Genomic DNA, 14108 nt, shown 5'->3' with positions numbered 1-14108 from the left:
CAGTATAAAGGGAAGCGGAAAGGAAAAGCCATCCTACTTTTTGTAAGGAACAGGAAAATGCATTAATATCTTGAGACCCGAAAGGGTTATATATATTGGATTGCTCAAATAATAAGGTATGTATTCTAGTCAAGGAGGTGAGGCTTTTGGAATCTACTGCACTGGTTAACTCACTTGTTCTGCTTATGGCGGGTCTGCTGCTCGTCGGGGTCTTGACCACTAAATTCTCATCAAAGTTCGGAATGCCCGCACTGGTTCTGTTTATCGTTGTCGGGATGGTGCTTAATCACTTTATTTATTTCGATAATGCCTTCATCACCCAAATCGTCGGCATACTCGCTCTTATTGTTATTTTGTTCGAAGGCGGAATGCAGACCAAATTTGAGGATATTAAGCCTGTCATCGGCCCGGCTCTTTCGCTTGCGACGGTTGGGGTTCTTCTGACTACCTTTGTCGTCGGGGTCGTGGCCAAGTATGTGCTTGATGTATCCTGGACGGAAGGTTTTCTGTTCGGAGCAATTGTCGGCTCCACGGATGCTGCGGCCGTATTTTCGGTACTTGGGGGCAAAAACATCAAGAAACGCCTGACCTCCACATTAGAAGCAGAGTCAGGAAGTAATGATCCGATGGCTATGTTCCTCACGATATCCTTGATCGAGCTTTTTGAACATCCGGACACTTCTGTAGTCAAGCTGATTCTCTCTTTTGTATGGGAGATGGGAATCGGACTGATTCTAGGCCTGCTGATTGGCAGACTGGCGGTCTATGTAATCAACAAAATTAACTTCGATTCTTCAGGCCTGTATCCGGTTATGGCTTTGGGATTTGCAGTTCTATCCTATAGCGGCACATCCATCATTGGCGCAAGTGGGCTACTTGCCGTATACGTGACAGCGATTGTCATGGGCAATTCGGAGCTGTCTTACGGCCGCTCTATCAAGCACTTTAACCAGGGCTTCGGCTGGATGATGCAAATCGTCATGTTTGTACTGCTGGGTCTGCTTGTGTTTCCGAGCGAACTGCTGGCGATCGTTGGTCCCGGGCTCCTGCTGTCGCTGATTCTTATGCTGCTAGCACGTCCGATCGGCGTATTTATCAGTACGCTGGGCATGAAGTTTTCCTTCCGGGAAAAGATTTTACTCTCCTGGGCGGGACTGCGCGGCGCCGTTCCTATCGTCCTTGCTACATATCCTTTAATCGCCCATATGGAACATGGGCGCCTGTTCTTTAATGTTGTATTTTTCGTTGTCCTGACTTCGGCGATCATCCAGGGAGCGACCATATCCCCGCTTGCAGAAAAAATGGGACTTGCCGGCGACATCAAGCCTTCCAACCCATCACTGCTTGAACTGACGGCGCTAAACAAGACCAAGTCAGAAATCAATCATATTGAGGTCAATACCTCTATGGCGATTGCCGGCAGGGAAATTGCGGAGCTGAATCTGCCGGAGGGAATTCTCTTCACCGCTATCATCCGCAATGAACAGATTATCGCCCCGCACGGCAACACGAAGATTGAGGCAGGAGATACGCTGTATATGCTGAGTCCCAAAGCAAAGCGACAGCAGCTGAAAGCTATTCTGACCTCGCCGGTACGGCCGGTGGTTCATCTGACTGGGGAGAAGCAGTCGGCTGATGGAAGAGACGATAACAGGTGATCAGGCTTTACCAAGTACGAAGCTGATGATCAGAATGATCAGTACAATTGAGGTAATCATCACATACAGCTTGTCACCTTCACGCATAAACACCCAGATCGAGATAGCGACACGCAGCACTGGAGTAAGAATAAGCAATATTAATCCGATAGTAATGACGGCATACGGCCTCAGTTGAACGGCACCGTGGAGAATATCGGACAAGGTGTGAGGGTAAAAGCTGCCGGGATATCCGCTGTCACCTGTGATAAAAAGCAGGATTAGGCCGATGACGATAACGGCAGCGCTAATTATTACACCAATCCGGAGCCAGCGGCTGACGGCAAGTTCAACGTCCTGAATTTCAGTGTTCTCATTCATTTGCCAAACCCAATCCCTTCATAAATCATTTGAAGCGCCACATACAGCAGTACGGGGATGAAAAGCATCCGGATCGTTTTGCTTTTCATTCGCTGCATGATCCGGGCGCCGATCGTGGCTCCAGCTAAGACGCCAAGCGCCACCGGGCCGGCGATATGCGGATCAATGTCCCCGCGGAACAGGTAAACGCCGGCGCTTGCTGCAGCGGTTACGCCCATCATAAAGTTGCTGGTCGCCGTAGATACCTTAAGCGGAAGCTTCATGAACACATCCATAGCCATAACCTTGAAGCTCCCGCTGCCGATGCCAAGCAGGCCGGAAATGATGCCCGCCCCATACATCACGGCAAAGCCTCCATAGACATTACCCACATTATAAGGAATTTCCTGCTGGATCGCCTTATCGTAGTAGCTGCCTGCTAGCTTCAATTTGGCTGCGGCAGGATGCATAGGAACGAGTTCCTGTTGATCGTCTTTCTTTTTCTTCATCATATTAACAGCGGAGTAGACAAGAAGTAATCCAAAAATGATATATAGCAGATTCGGAGCAATCAGGCCGCCGATAAAAGCCCCTGTAATGGCCCCGATGGTCGTGGCGATTTCCAGAAACATGCCCACACGCAAATTGGTAATCCGGTCACGGATATATGCGATCGCAGAGCCGCTTGATGTAGCAATAACCGAAATAATACTGGCTCCGATCGCATGCTCAATACTCACGCCGAACAGCAGAGTTAGAGCCGGGGTAACAATGATGCCCCCTCCAAGGCCCAGAACTGATCCTACGATACCGGCCAGAATGGCGATCAGAAGGATTTGCAGCGAAAACATAATCAAGTCGAAACACCTTCCTCTTCACAAGCGTTACCCGATTGCATTACACTCAAGTGTACCTGTAAACTATGAGTGTTGTATTCTGACAAACAGGTGAAATACCGATTTATTATACATCGATTGTATAACAATTAATATACAATTGTACATTTATTATTGATTTTGGGTTTACATTGTAACCAGAAGGAGGGGGAGACGAATGCGTTTTAATCAATTGGATGAAATAGACGAGAAGATCTTGAAGCATCTGCTGGACAATGGAAGACTTAGCCACGCCGAGCTTGGCAGACTTGTCAATTTGACGAGAGCCGCCGTCAGGGAGCGGGTTAACAATCTGCTTGCTCAGGGTATCATCGACAAATTTACGGTAAGCGTAAATCCGCTGAAGGCAGGGAAGAACTTCTCTGTTTACTTTAACATCGATGTGGAATGGAGCATGCTTGAAGCGGTAGCTGAGCAGCTTCTCTCCGACGAGGAGATTACAAGTGTGTATCAGATGAGCGGCGGACCGCATCTGCATGTCCATGCCTTGATGGAAGATCAGGGGCATGTGGAGCGGTATCTTGCCAGACTTCAGACGCTCCAGGGCATTACGAACGTGCACAGCGAATTTCTAATCAAGCGGTTTAAAGAAAGAGAAGGCCTGCTGATCTAACGCCTGATGGTGTACTCTCGAAAAGTATTTCCTAACCTGCCATCCATTACACATGAGCAGATAGATGCGCCATACAAGCAAGGATAGCGATAAAAGGAGTGATCTGGTGGCCACGGAAGACACCGCATATTTGGTGGAGGAACTGAAGGAAATTGAGACCTGGGAGAGAGATCAGAAAAAGGTATGGTTTTGGGAAAAGCTCAGCCACCTGCCGTTCACTCTGCTGGAGACTATGGACAAGGCGCGGAAGAGCTGATCGACCGCCGCGTGAAAAAAAAAGCCCTCTTGCCGCTTCGGTGAAACAGTCGAAGCAGCAGAAGGGCTTTGCTGTATTTTAAGTTTAAGTTTTCAGCGAAGCTGAACCATTCTATAATCGCAAGAAAAACTACATCTAACCGCGGCCCTCGCTTCTGTGAAACTACATCGATAGACGTTTTTCTTAAGTTCCGCTTTCGCTGGACCATTGGTTCAGAAGCTTATCGGAAGGCAGCAGGAAGGTCAGAACGCCGAGAAGCGGCAGGAAGCTGCAAATGCTCATGACGGTGTTGACGCCGACCATATCGATCCATTTGCCGAGTACAAGCGCTCCGAGGCCGCCAAGCCCGAAAGCGAGGCCGGTGATCAGCCCGGATACCGTACCGATTTTACCCGGGAAGAGCATTTGTGCGTAGACGACGGTAACGGAAAAGCTGGAGAACACAATTAGTCCGATCAGGGCCAGCAGAATACCCGCTCCCCACAAACCGACATGGGGAAGCAGCAGGGCGAGCGGCGCAGCGAGCGCCATGGAACCGAAAATAATATTCCGCTTGCCGAAGCGGTCTGCCAGCGGTCCTCCGAAGAAGGTGCCGACGGCTCCTGCACCGAGGAACAGGAAGATAAAGATTTGAGCGTCATTGACGCTTAGACCAAAATGATCCATTAGATAAAACGGGAAAAAGGTGCTGATCGAGGAGCTGTACCAGGACCGAACGAAAACAAGCAGAATTAGCATGACGATCGCAAAGCGGACTTTGGTGCGCACCTCGGGCTTCAGCTGGCGAGCGGCGGCCTTTTTCTTCGATTGTGCGCCGCTTTGCAGCTTCCGTCTGTACCATCTGGCAACATAGATTTGGACGGCGATGCCTGCTCCGGCAACGAGTGTGAACCAGATCGCTCCGAAAAGGCCTAGCGGAATGAAGATCCACATGGTCAGCATCGGCGCCAGGGATTGGCCCGCGTTTCCTCCGACCTGAAAGATGGACTGGGCCAGACCTCTACGTGTGCCTGAAGCCATATGGGATACTCTGGAACCTTCCGGATGGAATGCAGCTGAGCCAAGGCCAACGAATACGACAGCCAGCAGCACTGCCGGGTATGTATCTGCAAAAGCCAGCAGCAGCATGCCCGTAAAGGTAAATCCCATGCCGATCGGCAGAAGGACCGGTGTCGGTTTGCGGTCTGCAAACCAGCCGACGACAGGCTGCATGATGGATGATGTAAAGTTTATAGCGAACGATATCCACCCGATTTGTGTATAACTTAGGTGCATGGATGACCTTAGAATAGGAAAGATCGCCGGAATGACCGATTGAATCGAATCGTTGAACAGATGAACGAGACTGATTGCGATCAGTATGCGGAAGACGGTTGCGTTTGCATCCGAACCAGCAAGCGGCTTCCGTTCTTTTTGAGGAGCCGCGCTGTTAAGGGTAGGAACTGACATATGAACCTCCTGCTTCTTTAAGCAAAATGGATAAGGAGATTATATGACAGACAAAGGGGATGCGTATACCTTTACTTGATAATTACCCCGCCGAAAGGAATCACTTCGCGCAAAATTCTTTTCAGCAAACCGTCCTGCTCCATTTCCTTCTGCAAGCGGCCAGCTTGCATACCGGCATGATAAAGAACCGTTCCCGTGCCAGTCATTTTCCAGTGGTAGTTCATATGCTGGCTGGCTAGTGTGTTGCCGTAGACGGTCAGCTCGAGCTTGGCATTCTCAGGGTAGGCTACCAGGTTGGCGGCATCGACATACACAGGTTCAGTTGGATGAAGCTCCGTCTCGTAAACAGCTCCCTCCGTCAATAACCCGATGGTTCCCGTACCGGTAAATTTCATTTTTACTGCGTCTTGGGTGATCAACATGTTTTTGATTTTCAATATCCGGGTGTGCATCTCGATCCCTGAGCTGTAAAAGAAGAGATTGCGAAAGTCATACAGCAGGTCGCTATATTCGAGCAGTTCAACGGTTTTTATGGCAAATCCGGGAGGCACGGCCGCTGTAAACTGGCTTGGACCACTCATATCCGCCTGGATCAATCTCTTTTTACGGTATATCCCCTTCACGTTCATTAAGCGGTCGCTGCGGCCGTCGGACGGCCCGCGGTAGGCCAATATCTGCTCTGGATGAAGAATATGCATGGTCTCTCCCTCGCCAAGCGAGAAATCAACGGCCTGTCCGTTTTCTCCCCCGGATTCACGGATTCTGATGTTCAACTCGTGTACCCTCCTTTGGGGAATGATGGATGCTACAGCGGTTTTCTCCGGTTGGAGTACCGCATGGCAAAACGTAAAACACGGATTCCGATAAAATATCCTGCCACGAGCAGAAGAACGGTGATCAGCATATTTTTGAATTTGCGCGCATTGGCATCCTTCAGTTCGTTAACTTCCTTCAAGTGATTGACCGTTTCCGCCAGCTGTCGGTTCTGCTCAACAAGCTGCGCGTTTTGCTCCTCGAATGCCTTTGCACTTTGCTTTGTCCGGTCCAGCTCATCCAGCGTCTCAAGGTAGCTTTTTTTCAGCTGGTTAACCTGTCCCGGAAGTTCGGAGAATTTCTCCACTCCATTGTAAAAATCCTCAAAATAATTCGCGTGGATGGAGGAGTCTGTGAACAGCAGCGCCCAAACGATGAAAATGAGCATGGTGAATGGACGAATGAAGGTTCTATAGTAATGTTTCTGTTTTTTTTTCATATTTTCATCACCTGCCGCATAATATGGAGCATGCCTGATTTTGTATCATAATATCATAACCAGGCGATAAAAACCCATAATCCGGCAGGATGACGGGTTTTTTGTGTACTTGCAGAATTGTTTTCAGCAAGGTGAAATCTTTGGCTAAATAAATTATAACGTTTTTTTCATGTGTTTGTTACATGTTTCGACATAAATTTTTGTGTAGTTCTTATATACTATAAGTGATTATATGTAGGTCTTTTTACGCAATTTGATGAAGGATGGGGGGAAATAAGTCGATTAAAAGAAACATATTCTGTAGTCTCGCAGTAAATATGATAAGATTAAGAAATATATTTTTCGAACATACGTTCCATGACAGTGAGCTGTCAGCCTGTATTGGTACGATAGAAAGACGACAAGAAAAGGGGTGAAATCCATGCAGTCAGGTATTCAGGAAAATTTTACATGGAACCGCAGTCATGTTATTGCAAGCGGCTCCAATAAAGTCACTTTGTTGGTTGAATGGTACGGGGGATCCCTTCGTCAGCCAAGAAAGAGAAGTACACCCAAACTGATCGCCCAAGATGTGCAGCTGCATTTATGGTTTGAACCGCAAGTCTCTTTGATCCGTGTTCACGGAGCGAAGGTTATGAAAAACCTGGGGCAGTCAATCATGATTCCTCTCGGACATCTGTATGATGGTGTAAAGCAGTTTATTGCCATCGAACTTGTTCTTCAAGCCCAAAATGCCGGCATGCATGGTGTTTTATCTGCGCAATGGAAATTCAAAGAAAAAAACAAGGAACGCATTAAGGAACTTCCCGTAAAGGAATTATATATGAACTTTACATACCATACAGGGCTTCTAAAGCAGCAGGAAAATTTTCATGTGAGAAAACATGTAATGCTTTTGGAATCGCAGAGCATCCTGAAAGAGGCTATTCAGCAATTCGAATGCGGAGATGTTGAACGAGGAGAATGGCTGCTGCGAAGAAAAGGGGATGAGATGTTAATTGAAGCCGCACGTTTTACAGACGAGCGGTTACTTGAAGAAGCAGATATGCTGTATCAGCTCAGCGAACACTATGTGAGTACCTATCCAAATCGCAAGGTCCTCAAAATTAAAAACGGATAATATGTTCACTTATTTTCGTATCTTCGAAGAAATCAGCCTGAGACATAAGTCTCGAGATGTAAATAGAACTGGGTTATTTAGGCAGGATTCACTTTGCTACAAGTCGAATGGACTATATCATGAATTTATAATATGAGTCTAATTTACTATACAAGCTGGGAGAATCCACATGACTGACAGACTAATTCGTTTAATGCGTATTATTACACTCGTTCAAGCTAAGCCAGGGATACTGGCCAGAGAGCTGGCGGAAAGATGCAGTACCAGTGAACGCACGATTTACCGTGATATGGAAGCCTTGAGCGCCATGCATATACCTATAACTCATCTCGGATACGGAAAAGGATACCAGTTTATAGGCAGGTTTGCTTTATACCCATTCGATTGGACGGAGGAAGAACTGCAAGCCTTCACGGCTCTTGACCAGGTGATGAGTCAGATCAAGCCTTTGCTGCCGGGGGGATTTGAAGCAGCTTATGAGAAGGTCATAGCAGCACATCATAAACAGAGAATGGATCGAATGGAAACAGAGCTTCAGGAAAGAGATCATCCATATCTGGTGAGAGACGCCGGCGGGTTATCCGGAGAGGAACAATCTCCGTATCTTATGCCGATTTTATTAGCAACATTGTCTCAGAAGATTATTCAAGCCGAATATTATGTTTCGGAGCGAAATGAGCTTCTTTACGTTAAAATAGACCCCTATATTCTTATACCTTGGAAGAGTCGATTCTATTTAATCGGACGCAACCATAATACGGGAGAGATTAGTACCTACCGTCTGAATCATTTTGAGCGGGTCGTCGTGCTGGACGATGTTTTTATCAAAATACATAGCCCTATACAACAAGAATGGCGTGAGCATTTTCGTGGGAAAGCAGAAGAATCGGTAGCTTTTAAGATCAGACTGTCCTCCGAGGTTATTCCAAAATACTTGGAAAAGGCCTTTATTAAGCCGCTGGCGGAAACAGTCGGAACGGACGGAAGTCTTGTCATGGATCTTAGGGTTTCGAATGTTCGTGAATTTATAAGTTGGTTGTCCCAATTTGGATCCGAAGCGGAGATTATTGAACCCGTTATGTATCGTGAAGTGATGATACGCCAATTGAAAAAATGGCTTACAGTGTATGGGTGATCAAAAGCAAATGATATTAAAGTTATAGCCCGGGAAATGAATTCCCTAATTATGGTTACATATGTTAAAATTTATACGTGAAGTGTTAAATAATGGAATCGGGGAAACGGGGAATGGACTTTGGGCTTGTTCATGTCTGGAAAATCGCCGGAGGAAATGGAAGCTGAAAACAAAAACAGCCAGAATGTCCGCATTAATATGTTTTTCTTCAGCACTTTTATTATTTTTTGTGTGATCATTGTCCGTTTGGCAGTCATCCAGTTTGTTGAATCCCCCAGTTTGACGGAGAAAGAGACCAATCAGAACACCAAGAATATCCCTCTACCGCCGGACCGCGGGAATATTCGGGATGCCACCGGAGTTAAGCTTGCCTATTCAAAGCCTGTCGAATCACTGTATATAACGCTGATGAAGGATTACAGCAAAACAACGGAGAAAGGCATGAAAAACCGTCCTGAAATCGAGAAGATCGCCGAACAGATGGCGGCTGCCTTCAAGCGGCTCGGGGACAAGGACATACAGCCCCTAACCAAGGATGAAGTCATCGAAGCGATGGATCTGGAATCCAAGCAGGATAAAGGGTATGCACCGCGCCGCATCAAGATGGGGCTGAACCAGAAAGAAATTCAATACTTCATGGAACATAAATCTGATTTTCCGGGAATTGAGATCATTGAGGAATCAATTCGGCAGTATAACCCGGATACGGTAGCTGTTCAGACAGTAGGCTATGTCAAATCCTTTAAGCGTACGGAAGTTTTGAAAGCTTATGATAAGGCGAGAACTGAAAGTGCTGATGGGACGGCGGAGCCAGGTGATACATATACGAAGGACGAGCTCGTCGGCTTTGATGGTGTGGAGTTATCCTTTCAGAATGAACTTAGAGGTGAAAACGGTTTTAAGGTGATGTCGATCAATTCGGCTAACATTCCGGAGGAAGTGGTGGACATTGTTCCGCCGGTCAAGGGAAATGATGTGTGGCTGACGATTAATAAAGAAGTCCAGATGAAAACTGAACAGGCCATTATAGATCAGCTGGCTTGGCTGCACTCCCATCCGGTTTCCGGCAAAACACATCCGGAAGCGGTCACCGGCTACGCGGTAGCGATGGAAGTCGATACGGGCAATATCGTGGCGATGGCCAGCATTCCCGATTACGATACGAATATATGGAAAACGGGTGCGGCATCTACGGCGGACTTCGATAAATTAAACGGAAATTACCAAAATGGTGCCGTAACTCCTTTTAGCTCGGGCAAATCGAAGCATAAGTTTGATTCAGCTGTTTTGCTCGGATCGACGATTAAACCGCTGAGCGTGCTCGTCGGGTTAAATGAAAAGCTTTTTACGACGACTACGACTTACAATGACACAGGGGTCACCTATTTCGGGAAGGAGCAAAAACCCGTCCGTAATTCTCAAGGGCACGCCTACGGCTATTTCCGCACGCCTGCCGACGCTATAGAGCATTCCTCCAACGTGTTTATGGTTGATATGGTAGGTAACAGTTTGTATAAAAAGTACGGAAATAAAGGCGTTGAAGAATGGGATAAGTATATGAAAGAATTTGGGCTTGGCGTATCGACAGGTATTGATCTTCCAAAAGAGTATCTGGGAACGATCGATTATAGACCTGTCGAAGGCAAGAAGAATACGATCGGCAGCCCTCAGGCTGCGCTTGTCTACGCATCTTTCGGCCAAGGCGGCAAATATACACCTCTGCAGCTGGCACAGTATACCGCTACGCTTGCAAATGAGGGAGAGCGCATCAAGCCGCAAATCGTAAGCAAAATTACAGACGCCAGTGGCAAGGTCGTGAAACAGAGCAAGCGAGAAGTGCTGAGTACGGTCAAATTCGATTCTTCCTATTGGAAACTGATCCGCAAAGGAATGAATACGAGCGTCAGCGAAGCTTTCGCAGGATTCCCGTATGATTTTGCTCGGAAAACGGGTACCTCTCAGCAGGATTCAGGGCGAGACGGGCTAATAGACAACGGAGTGTTCATCGCCTATGCTCCGCGCAACAACCCCAAGCTTGCCGTTGCCGTGGTTATTCCGGAAGGGGGATTCGGCGCATACAGTGCCGCCCCAGTAGCCCGCAAAATATTCGATGCTTACGATCAGGTATATGGGCTTACCGGAGTGCCAAATAAGCAGTTGCAAAATGCGGCTGGCCCATCGGACCAGGATACAGCGGCGAACAAGCAGCATTAATAGGAGCTTTATAGCGGCAGAATCAGGTGCGTTTATCTGTTCTGCTGCTTTTATTTTCCAGAAAAAGGTCGGAATTTAGCGAAAGATGCCGAGTACCCTTCATCTATGCTAAAATAAGATTTGTTATTTTGTATAGTTAGAGAGGGGGGACGCCGGTGAGCGACTACACACCGGACCATCCGGAGCAGGAAGAAACGAAAAGAAAGGGGAACCTGAATTTAAGGATCAACCTGTTCTTTTTCAGCACTTTTGTGATTTTCTGCGTCATTATTATCAGACTTGCCATTCTTCAATTCGTGGAAGGGCCAACCCTAACCGAAAAGGAATCCAGTAATATCGTTAAGGACGTGCCGCTTCCTCCGGTCCGTGGAACCATTTACGATGCTTCCGGTACGAAGCTGGCCTACTCGGAACCGACACAATCCCTTTATATCACATTGATGAAGGACTATAGTTCAAAGAACGGCGCCAAAAATCGCCCCGAGGCTGAGGAGCTTGCACAGCGGCTTCTTGAGGTGTTCGATAAATACGGAGATCCAAACGGCGAAAAAATGACCAAGCAAGATATCATTGATGCCATGGATCTGGATTACAAAAAGTATCCGGGCTATATGCCGCGCAGGATCAAAATGAATCTGACGGAACAGGAAATCGCTTATTTCAGCGAGCATAAATCCGAATTTCCAGGAGTCTCCATTGAAGAAGAGAGCGTCCGCCATTACGATCCAGACAGCGTTGCGGCTCAAACGATCGGGTACATCCGTACGTTCAGCGGATCGAAGAGCCTCGACAAATACAAGGGGATCGATGAACAGCAGCGCAGCGGCGATGTGACTACTGACCCGGGGCTCGTATACACGGAACCGGAGTTTGTCGGATACGACGGGCTGGAGCTGATGTATCAGGACGAGCTTCGCGGCAAAAACGGCTACAAGAAGGTTCCAATCAATCCGCGCAATATGCCGGAAGGTGTAGACGAAATTGTACCGCCGGTAAAAGGCGATAATGTTTATTCGACCATTAATAAGGATGTTCAGCTTGCTACGGAGCAGGCGATTACGGATCAGCTGAACTGGCTTCACACCCACCCCGTTTCCGGCAGGACTCATCCAGATGCGACAACCGGTTATGCTGTGGCGATGGAAGTAAAGACAGGCAATGTGGTAGCCATGGCCAGCATGCCGGATTACGATCCGAATGTCTGGCAGACAGGCAGTGTAACGCCGGATAACTGGAATAAAATCCAGAATGTCTATCAAAATGGCACCATTCGTTCCTTTAACCCGGGCAAGAAGGGGGATCATCCGGAGTCTGTCGTACTGCTCGGCTCGACCATAAAGCCACTTAGCGTACTGGTTGGTCTTAACGAAGGTCTGATTAAGACCAATACGTATTACCAGGATAAAGGCGCCGCCTACTTCGGTAAGGAAGGTCATCAGACGCGCGTACAGAACTCCGGGGGCCATGTGTACGGCGGAATGGATCCGGCGCGGGCGATTGAAAAATCCTCGAACGCCTTTATGGTTGATGAGATCGGCACCAAGCTCTACGACAAATATAAGGATCAAAGTATTAATGTTTGGGATAAGTATATGACCGAATTCGGTCTTGGCGTCCCGACGGGAAGCGGGCTTCCTGGCGAATGGAAGGGACGCAAGGAGTACATGAACGTCAAGCAAGCGGGCAGTACCCAGGCTGCGATGGCGTACGCGTCTTTTGGACAGCAAGGTAAATACACGACGCTGCAGCTTGCGCAGTACACAGCGATGCTGGCTAACCAAGGGAAGCGGATGAAGCCGCAGCTGGTCAGCAAAATTACCGATGAAAATGGCAATATCGTGAAGACCTTCAAGCCGGAGGTCCTGAATACAGTGGATTTCCCTCAAGCATATTGGGATGAAATCCGTACGGGCATGAAGAGTGACGTATCCGCATTTGGAGACTTCCCTTATCCGTTTGCCCGTAAAACGGGTACCTCAACGCAGCAGGTCGGTCATCAGCTCGTCGATAACGGCGTATTCATCGCCTATGCGCCACGTGATAATCCAACGCTGGCTGTCGCCGTCATGATTCCTGAGGGCGGCTTCGGTTCGCAAAGTGCCGCTCCGATCGCGCGGAAAATGTTCGATGCGTACGATCAGGTATATGGGCTCGACGGAGTTCCGAAGGGTAAAAAGACCACGGACACGAGCACCAATGGCACGAGCACCAACGGTACGAGCAATAATTCTACCGGCAACCATCAATAAATCAGAAATCAGGGGCAGGCTTTGGGGAAACCCGGACCTGCCCCTGAACTGTTCATATATCGCGTGCTAGTGAAAAACCCTTTTGTTGCTCTCCCCAGCTTTATGGTAAAATGTCCGTGTATGTACGTGAATCGTGAAAAAGAGATCATAGGGGGAACGGCATGAATAATAAATATAAGCTTCTGGCTCTGGATATGGATGGAACCCTGCTAACGAGTGAGCACTTTATTTCTCCGCTTACGTCCGAATGGATACAAAAAGCCAAGGAGAAGGGTATTCATGTATGTCTCTCGACTGGAAGAAGCTTTGAAAGTGCACTGCCTTACGGTGAGGAGCTTGGCTTGACTACGCCTATGATTACGGTGAACGGAAGTGAAATCTGGCGTGCACCACATGATTTGCATCAGCGCTCCCTGATGGATCCCATGCTGATTTCAGTCATGCATGATCTCGCAGTGGAGGAAGACTGCTGGTACTGGGCCTACTCCGTTGAACGTGTTTATAATAGGGATAAGTGGGTAGACGGAATCGAAGGCAAGGAATGGCTTAAATTCGGTTTTCATACGGAAGATGATGACGCGCGTCACCGCATTCTGATGAAACTTCAGGAACTGGGTGGACTTGAAATTACGAACTCTTCCCCTCATAATCTCGAAGTGAATCCGCAGGGCATCAACAAGGCAGCCGGGATTCAAGAGGTATGCGGTTTGCTCGGACTTACTATGAGTGAGGTGATTGCAGTCGGCGACAGTATGAATGATCTGGCTGCCATCCAGGCGGCAGGCCTTGGCATCGCTATGGGCAATGCGCAGCAGGTGGTAAAGGATAGCGCGGATTTCGTTACTGCAAGCAATGATGAAGACGGCATTGCCAAAGTGATTGAACAATTTATTTTTGTATAGAATAAGCCGAGAAAAAGACTGCTTA

Annotated in this window: 12 protein-coding genes and 1 pseudogene; 8 read left to right on the top strand and 5 right to left on the bottom strand. The window is 47.9% G+C overall.

Annotated features, from left to right (window positions below):
• The first annotated feature begins 146 nt into the window (after positions 1-146).
• Positions 147-1658, top strand: a complete 1512-nt coding sequence (locus MUG84_RS19810; protein WP_244728039.1) for a potassium/proton antiporter — start codon at positions 147-149, stop codon at positions 1656-1658.
• On the opposite strand, the gene MUG84_RS19805 is transcribed toward MUG84_RS19810, so the two are convergent.
• Together MUG84_RS19805 and MUG84_RS19800 are read right to left on the bottom strand one after the other, a co-directional pair.
• Positions 1659-2018: a DUF1634 domain-containing protein gene (locus tag MUG84_RS19805; protein ID WP_244728037.1), complete on the bottom strand. Its 360-nt coding sequence runs from the start codon at positions 2016-2018 to the stop codon at positions 1659-1661. It lies immediately after the preceding gene.
• On the bottom strand, positions 2015-2848 hold the full coding sequence (locus MUG84_RS19800) for a sulfite exporter TauE/SafE family protein (RefSeq protein ID WP_425313245.1): 834 nt from the start codon (positions 2846-2848) through the stop codon (positions 2015-2017). Before MUG84_RS19800 ends, MUG84_RS19805 begins: the two co-directional genes overlap by 4 nt.
• 202 nt (positions 2849-3050) lie before the next feature.
• Between MUG84_RS19800 and MUG84_RS19795 the strand changes: the two genes are divergently transcribed.
• Both MUG84_RS19795 and MUG84_RS19790 read left to right on the top strand, forming a co-directional pair.
• On the top strand, positions 3051-3506 hold the full coding sequence (locus MUG84_RS19795; RefSeq protein WP_244728032.1) for an Lrp/AsnC family transcriptional regulator: 456 nt from the start codon (positions 3051-3053) through the stop codon (positions 3504-3506).
• 64 nt (positions 3507-3570) lie between these two features.
• Positions 3571-3741, top strand: a pseudogene (locus tag MUG84_RS19790) (hypothetical protein); the annotation flags it as partial.
• Between the two features lie 204 nt (positions 3742-3945).
• Here MUG84_RS19790 and MUG84_RS19785 read toward each other — a convergent pair.
• The 3 genes from MUG84_RS19785 to MUG84_RS19775 form a co-directional block, all read right to left on the bottom strand.
• On the bottom strand, positions 3946-5211 hold the full coding sequence (locus tag MUG84_RS19785; RefSeq protein ID WP_244728030.1) for an MFS transporter: 1266 nt from the start codon (positions 5209-5211) through the stop codon (positions 3946-3948).
• Positions 5212-5282: 71 nt separating this feature from the next.
• Positions 5283-5984 carry an AIM24 family protein gene (locus tag MUG84_RS19780; RefSeq protein WP_244728028.1) on the bottom strand — a complete coding sequence of 234 codons (702 nt, stop codon included), beginning with the start codon at positions 5982-5984 and terminating at the stop codon, positions 5283-5285.
• 32 nt (positions 5985-6016) lie between these two features.
• Entirely contained in the window at positions 6017-6463 is a 447-nt protein-coding gene (locus tag MUG84_RS19775; protein WP_244728026.1) for a hypothetical protein, read from the bottom strand.
• A 421-nt stretch (positions 6464-6884) separates the two neighbouring features.
• Between MUG84_RS19775 and MUG84_RS19770 the strand changes: the two genes are divergently transcribed.
• The 5 genes from MUG84_RS19770 (at position 6885) to MUG84_RS19750 (ending at position 14083) form a co-directional block, all read left to right on the top strand.
• Positions 6885-7583 (top strand): hypothetical protein, encoded by a 699-nt coding sequence (locus MUG84_RS19770; protein WP_244728024.1) that lies wholly within the window; start codon positions 6885-6887, stop codon positions 7581-7583.
• A 169-nt stretch (positions 7584-7752) separates the two neighbouring features.
• Positions 7753-8718: a helix-turn-helix transcriptional regulator gene (locus MUG84_RS19765; RefSeq protein WP_244728022.1), complete on the top strand. Its 966-nt coding sequence runs from the start codon at positions 7753-7755 to the stop codon at positions 8716-8718.
• 132 nt (positions 8719-8850) lie between these two features.
• Positions 8851-10932 (top strand): peptidoglycan D,D-transpeptidase FtsI family protein, encoded by a 2082-nt coding sequence (locus MUG84_RS19760; protein WP_244728020.1) that lies wholly within the window; start codon positions 8851-8853, stop codon positions 10930-10932.
• A gap of 155 nt (positions 10933-11087) precedes the next feature.
• The gene (locus MUG84_RS19755) at positions 11088-13181 is read left to right on the top strand and encodes a peptidoglycan D,D-transpeptidase FtsI family protein (RefSeq protein WP_425313240.1); all 2094 of its coding nucleotides are present in this window, start codon (positions 11088-11090) and stop codon (positions 13179-13181) included.
• A 161-nt stretch (positions 13182-13342) separates the two neighbouring features.
• Positions 13343-14083: a Cof-type HAD-IIB family hydrolase gene (locus MUG84_RS19750; protein ID WP_244728017.1), complete on the top strand. Its 741-nt coding sequence runs from the start codon at positions 13343-13345 to the stop codon at positions 14081-14083.
• The last annotated feature ends 25 nt before the right edge of the window (positions 14084-14108 follow it).

Origin of the sequence: Paenibacillus mangrovi (genome assembly GCF_022898935.1) — a bacterium.
Lineage (GTDB): Bacteria > Bacillota > Bacilli > Paenibacillales > Paenibacillaceae > Paenibacillus_AQ > Paenibacillus_AQ mangrovi.
The sequence above is the reverse complement of the archived record's forward strand: the minus strand, read 5'-3'. Positions and strand labels throughout refer to the sequence as shown.

Coding starts and splice junctions, on each gene's coding strand:
- MUG84_RS19805 (WP_244728037.1), bottom strand. CDS start 2,018: ATGAATGAGAACACTGAAATTCAGGACGTTGAACTTGCCGTCAGCCGC.
- MUG84_RS19800 (WP_425313245.1), bottom strand. CDS start 2,848: ATGTTTTCGCTGCAAATCCTTCTGATCGCCATTCTGGCCGGTATCGTA.
- MUG84_RS19795 (WP_244728032.1), top strand. CDS start 3,051: ATGCGTTTTAATCAATTGGATGAAATAGACGAGAAGATCTTGAAGCAT.
- MUG84_RS19785 (WP_244728030.1), bottom strand. CDS start 5,211: ATGTCAGTTCCTACCCTTAACAGCGCGGCTCCTCAAAAAGAACGGAAG.
- MUG84_RS19775 (WP_244728026.1), bottom strand. CDS start 6,463: ATGAAAAAAAAACAGAAACATTACTATAGAACCTTCATTCGTCCATTC.
- MUG84_RS19770 (WP_244728024.1), top strand. CDS start 6,885: ATGCAGTCAGGTATTCAGGAAAATTTTACATGGAACCGCAGTCATGTT.
- MUG84_RS19765 (WP_244728022.1), top strand. CDS start 7,753: ATGACTGACAGACTAATTCGTTTAATGCGTATTATTACACTCGTTCAA.
- MUG84_RS19760 (WP_244728020.1), top strand. CDS start 8,851: ATGTCTGGAAAATCGCCGGAGGAAATGGAAGCTGAAAACAAAAACAGC.
- MUG84_RS19750 (WP_244728017.1), top strand. CDS start 13,343: ATGAATAATAAATATAAGCTTCTGGCTCTGGATATGGATGGAACCCTG.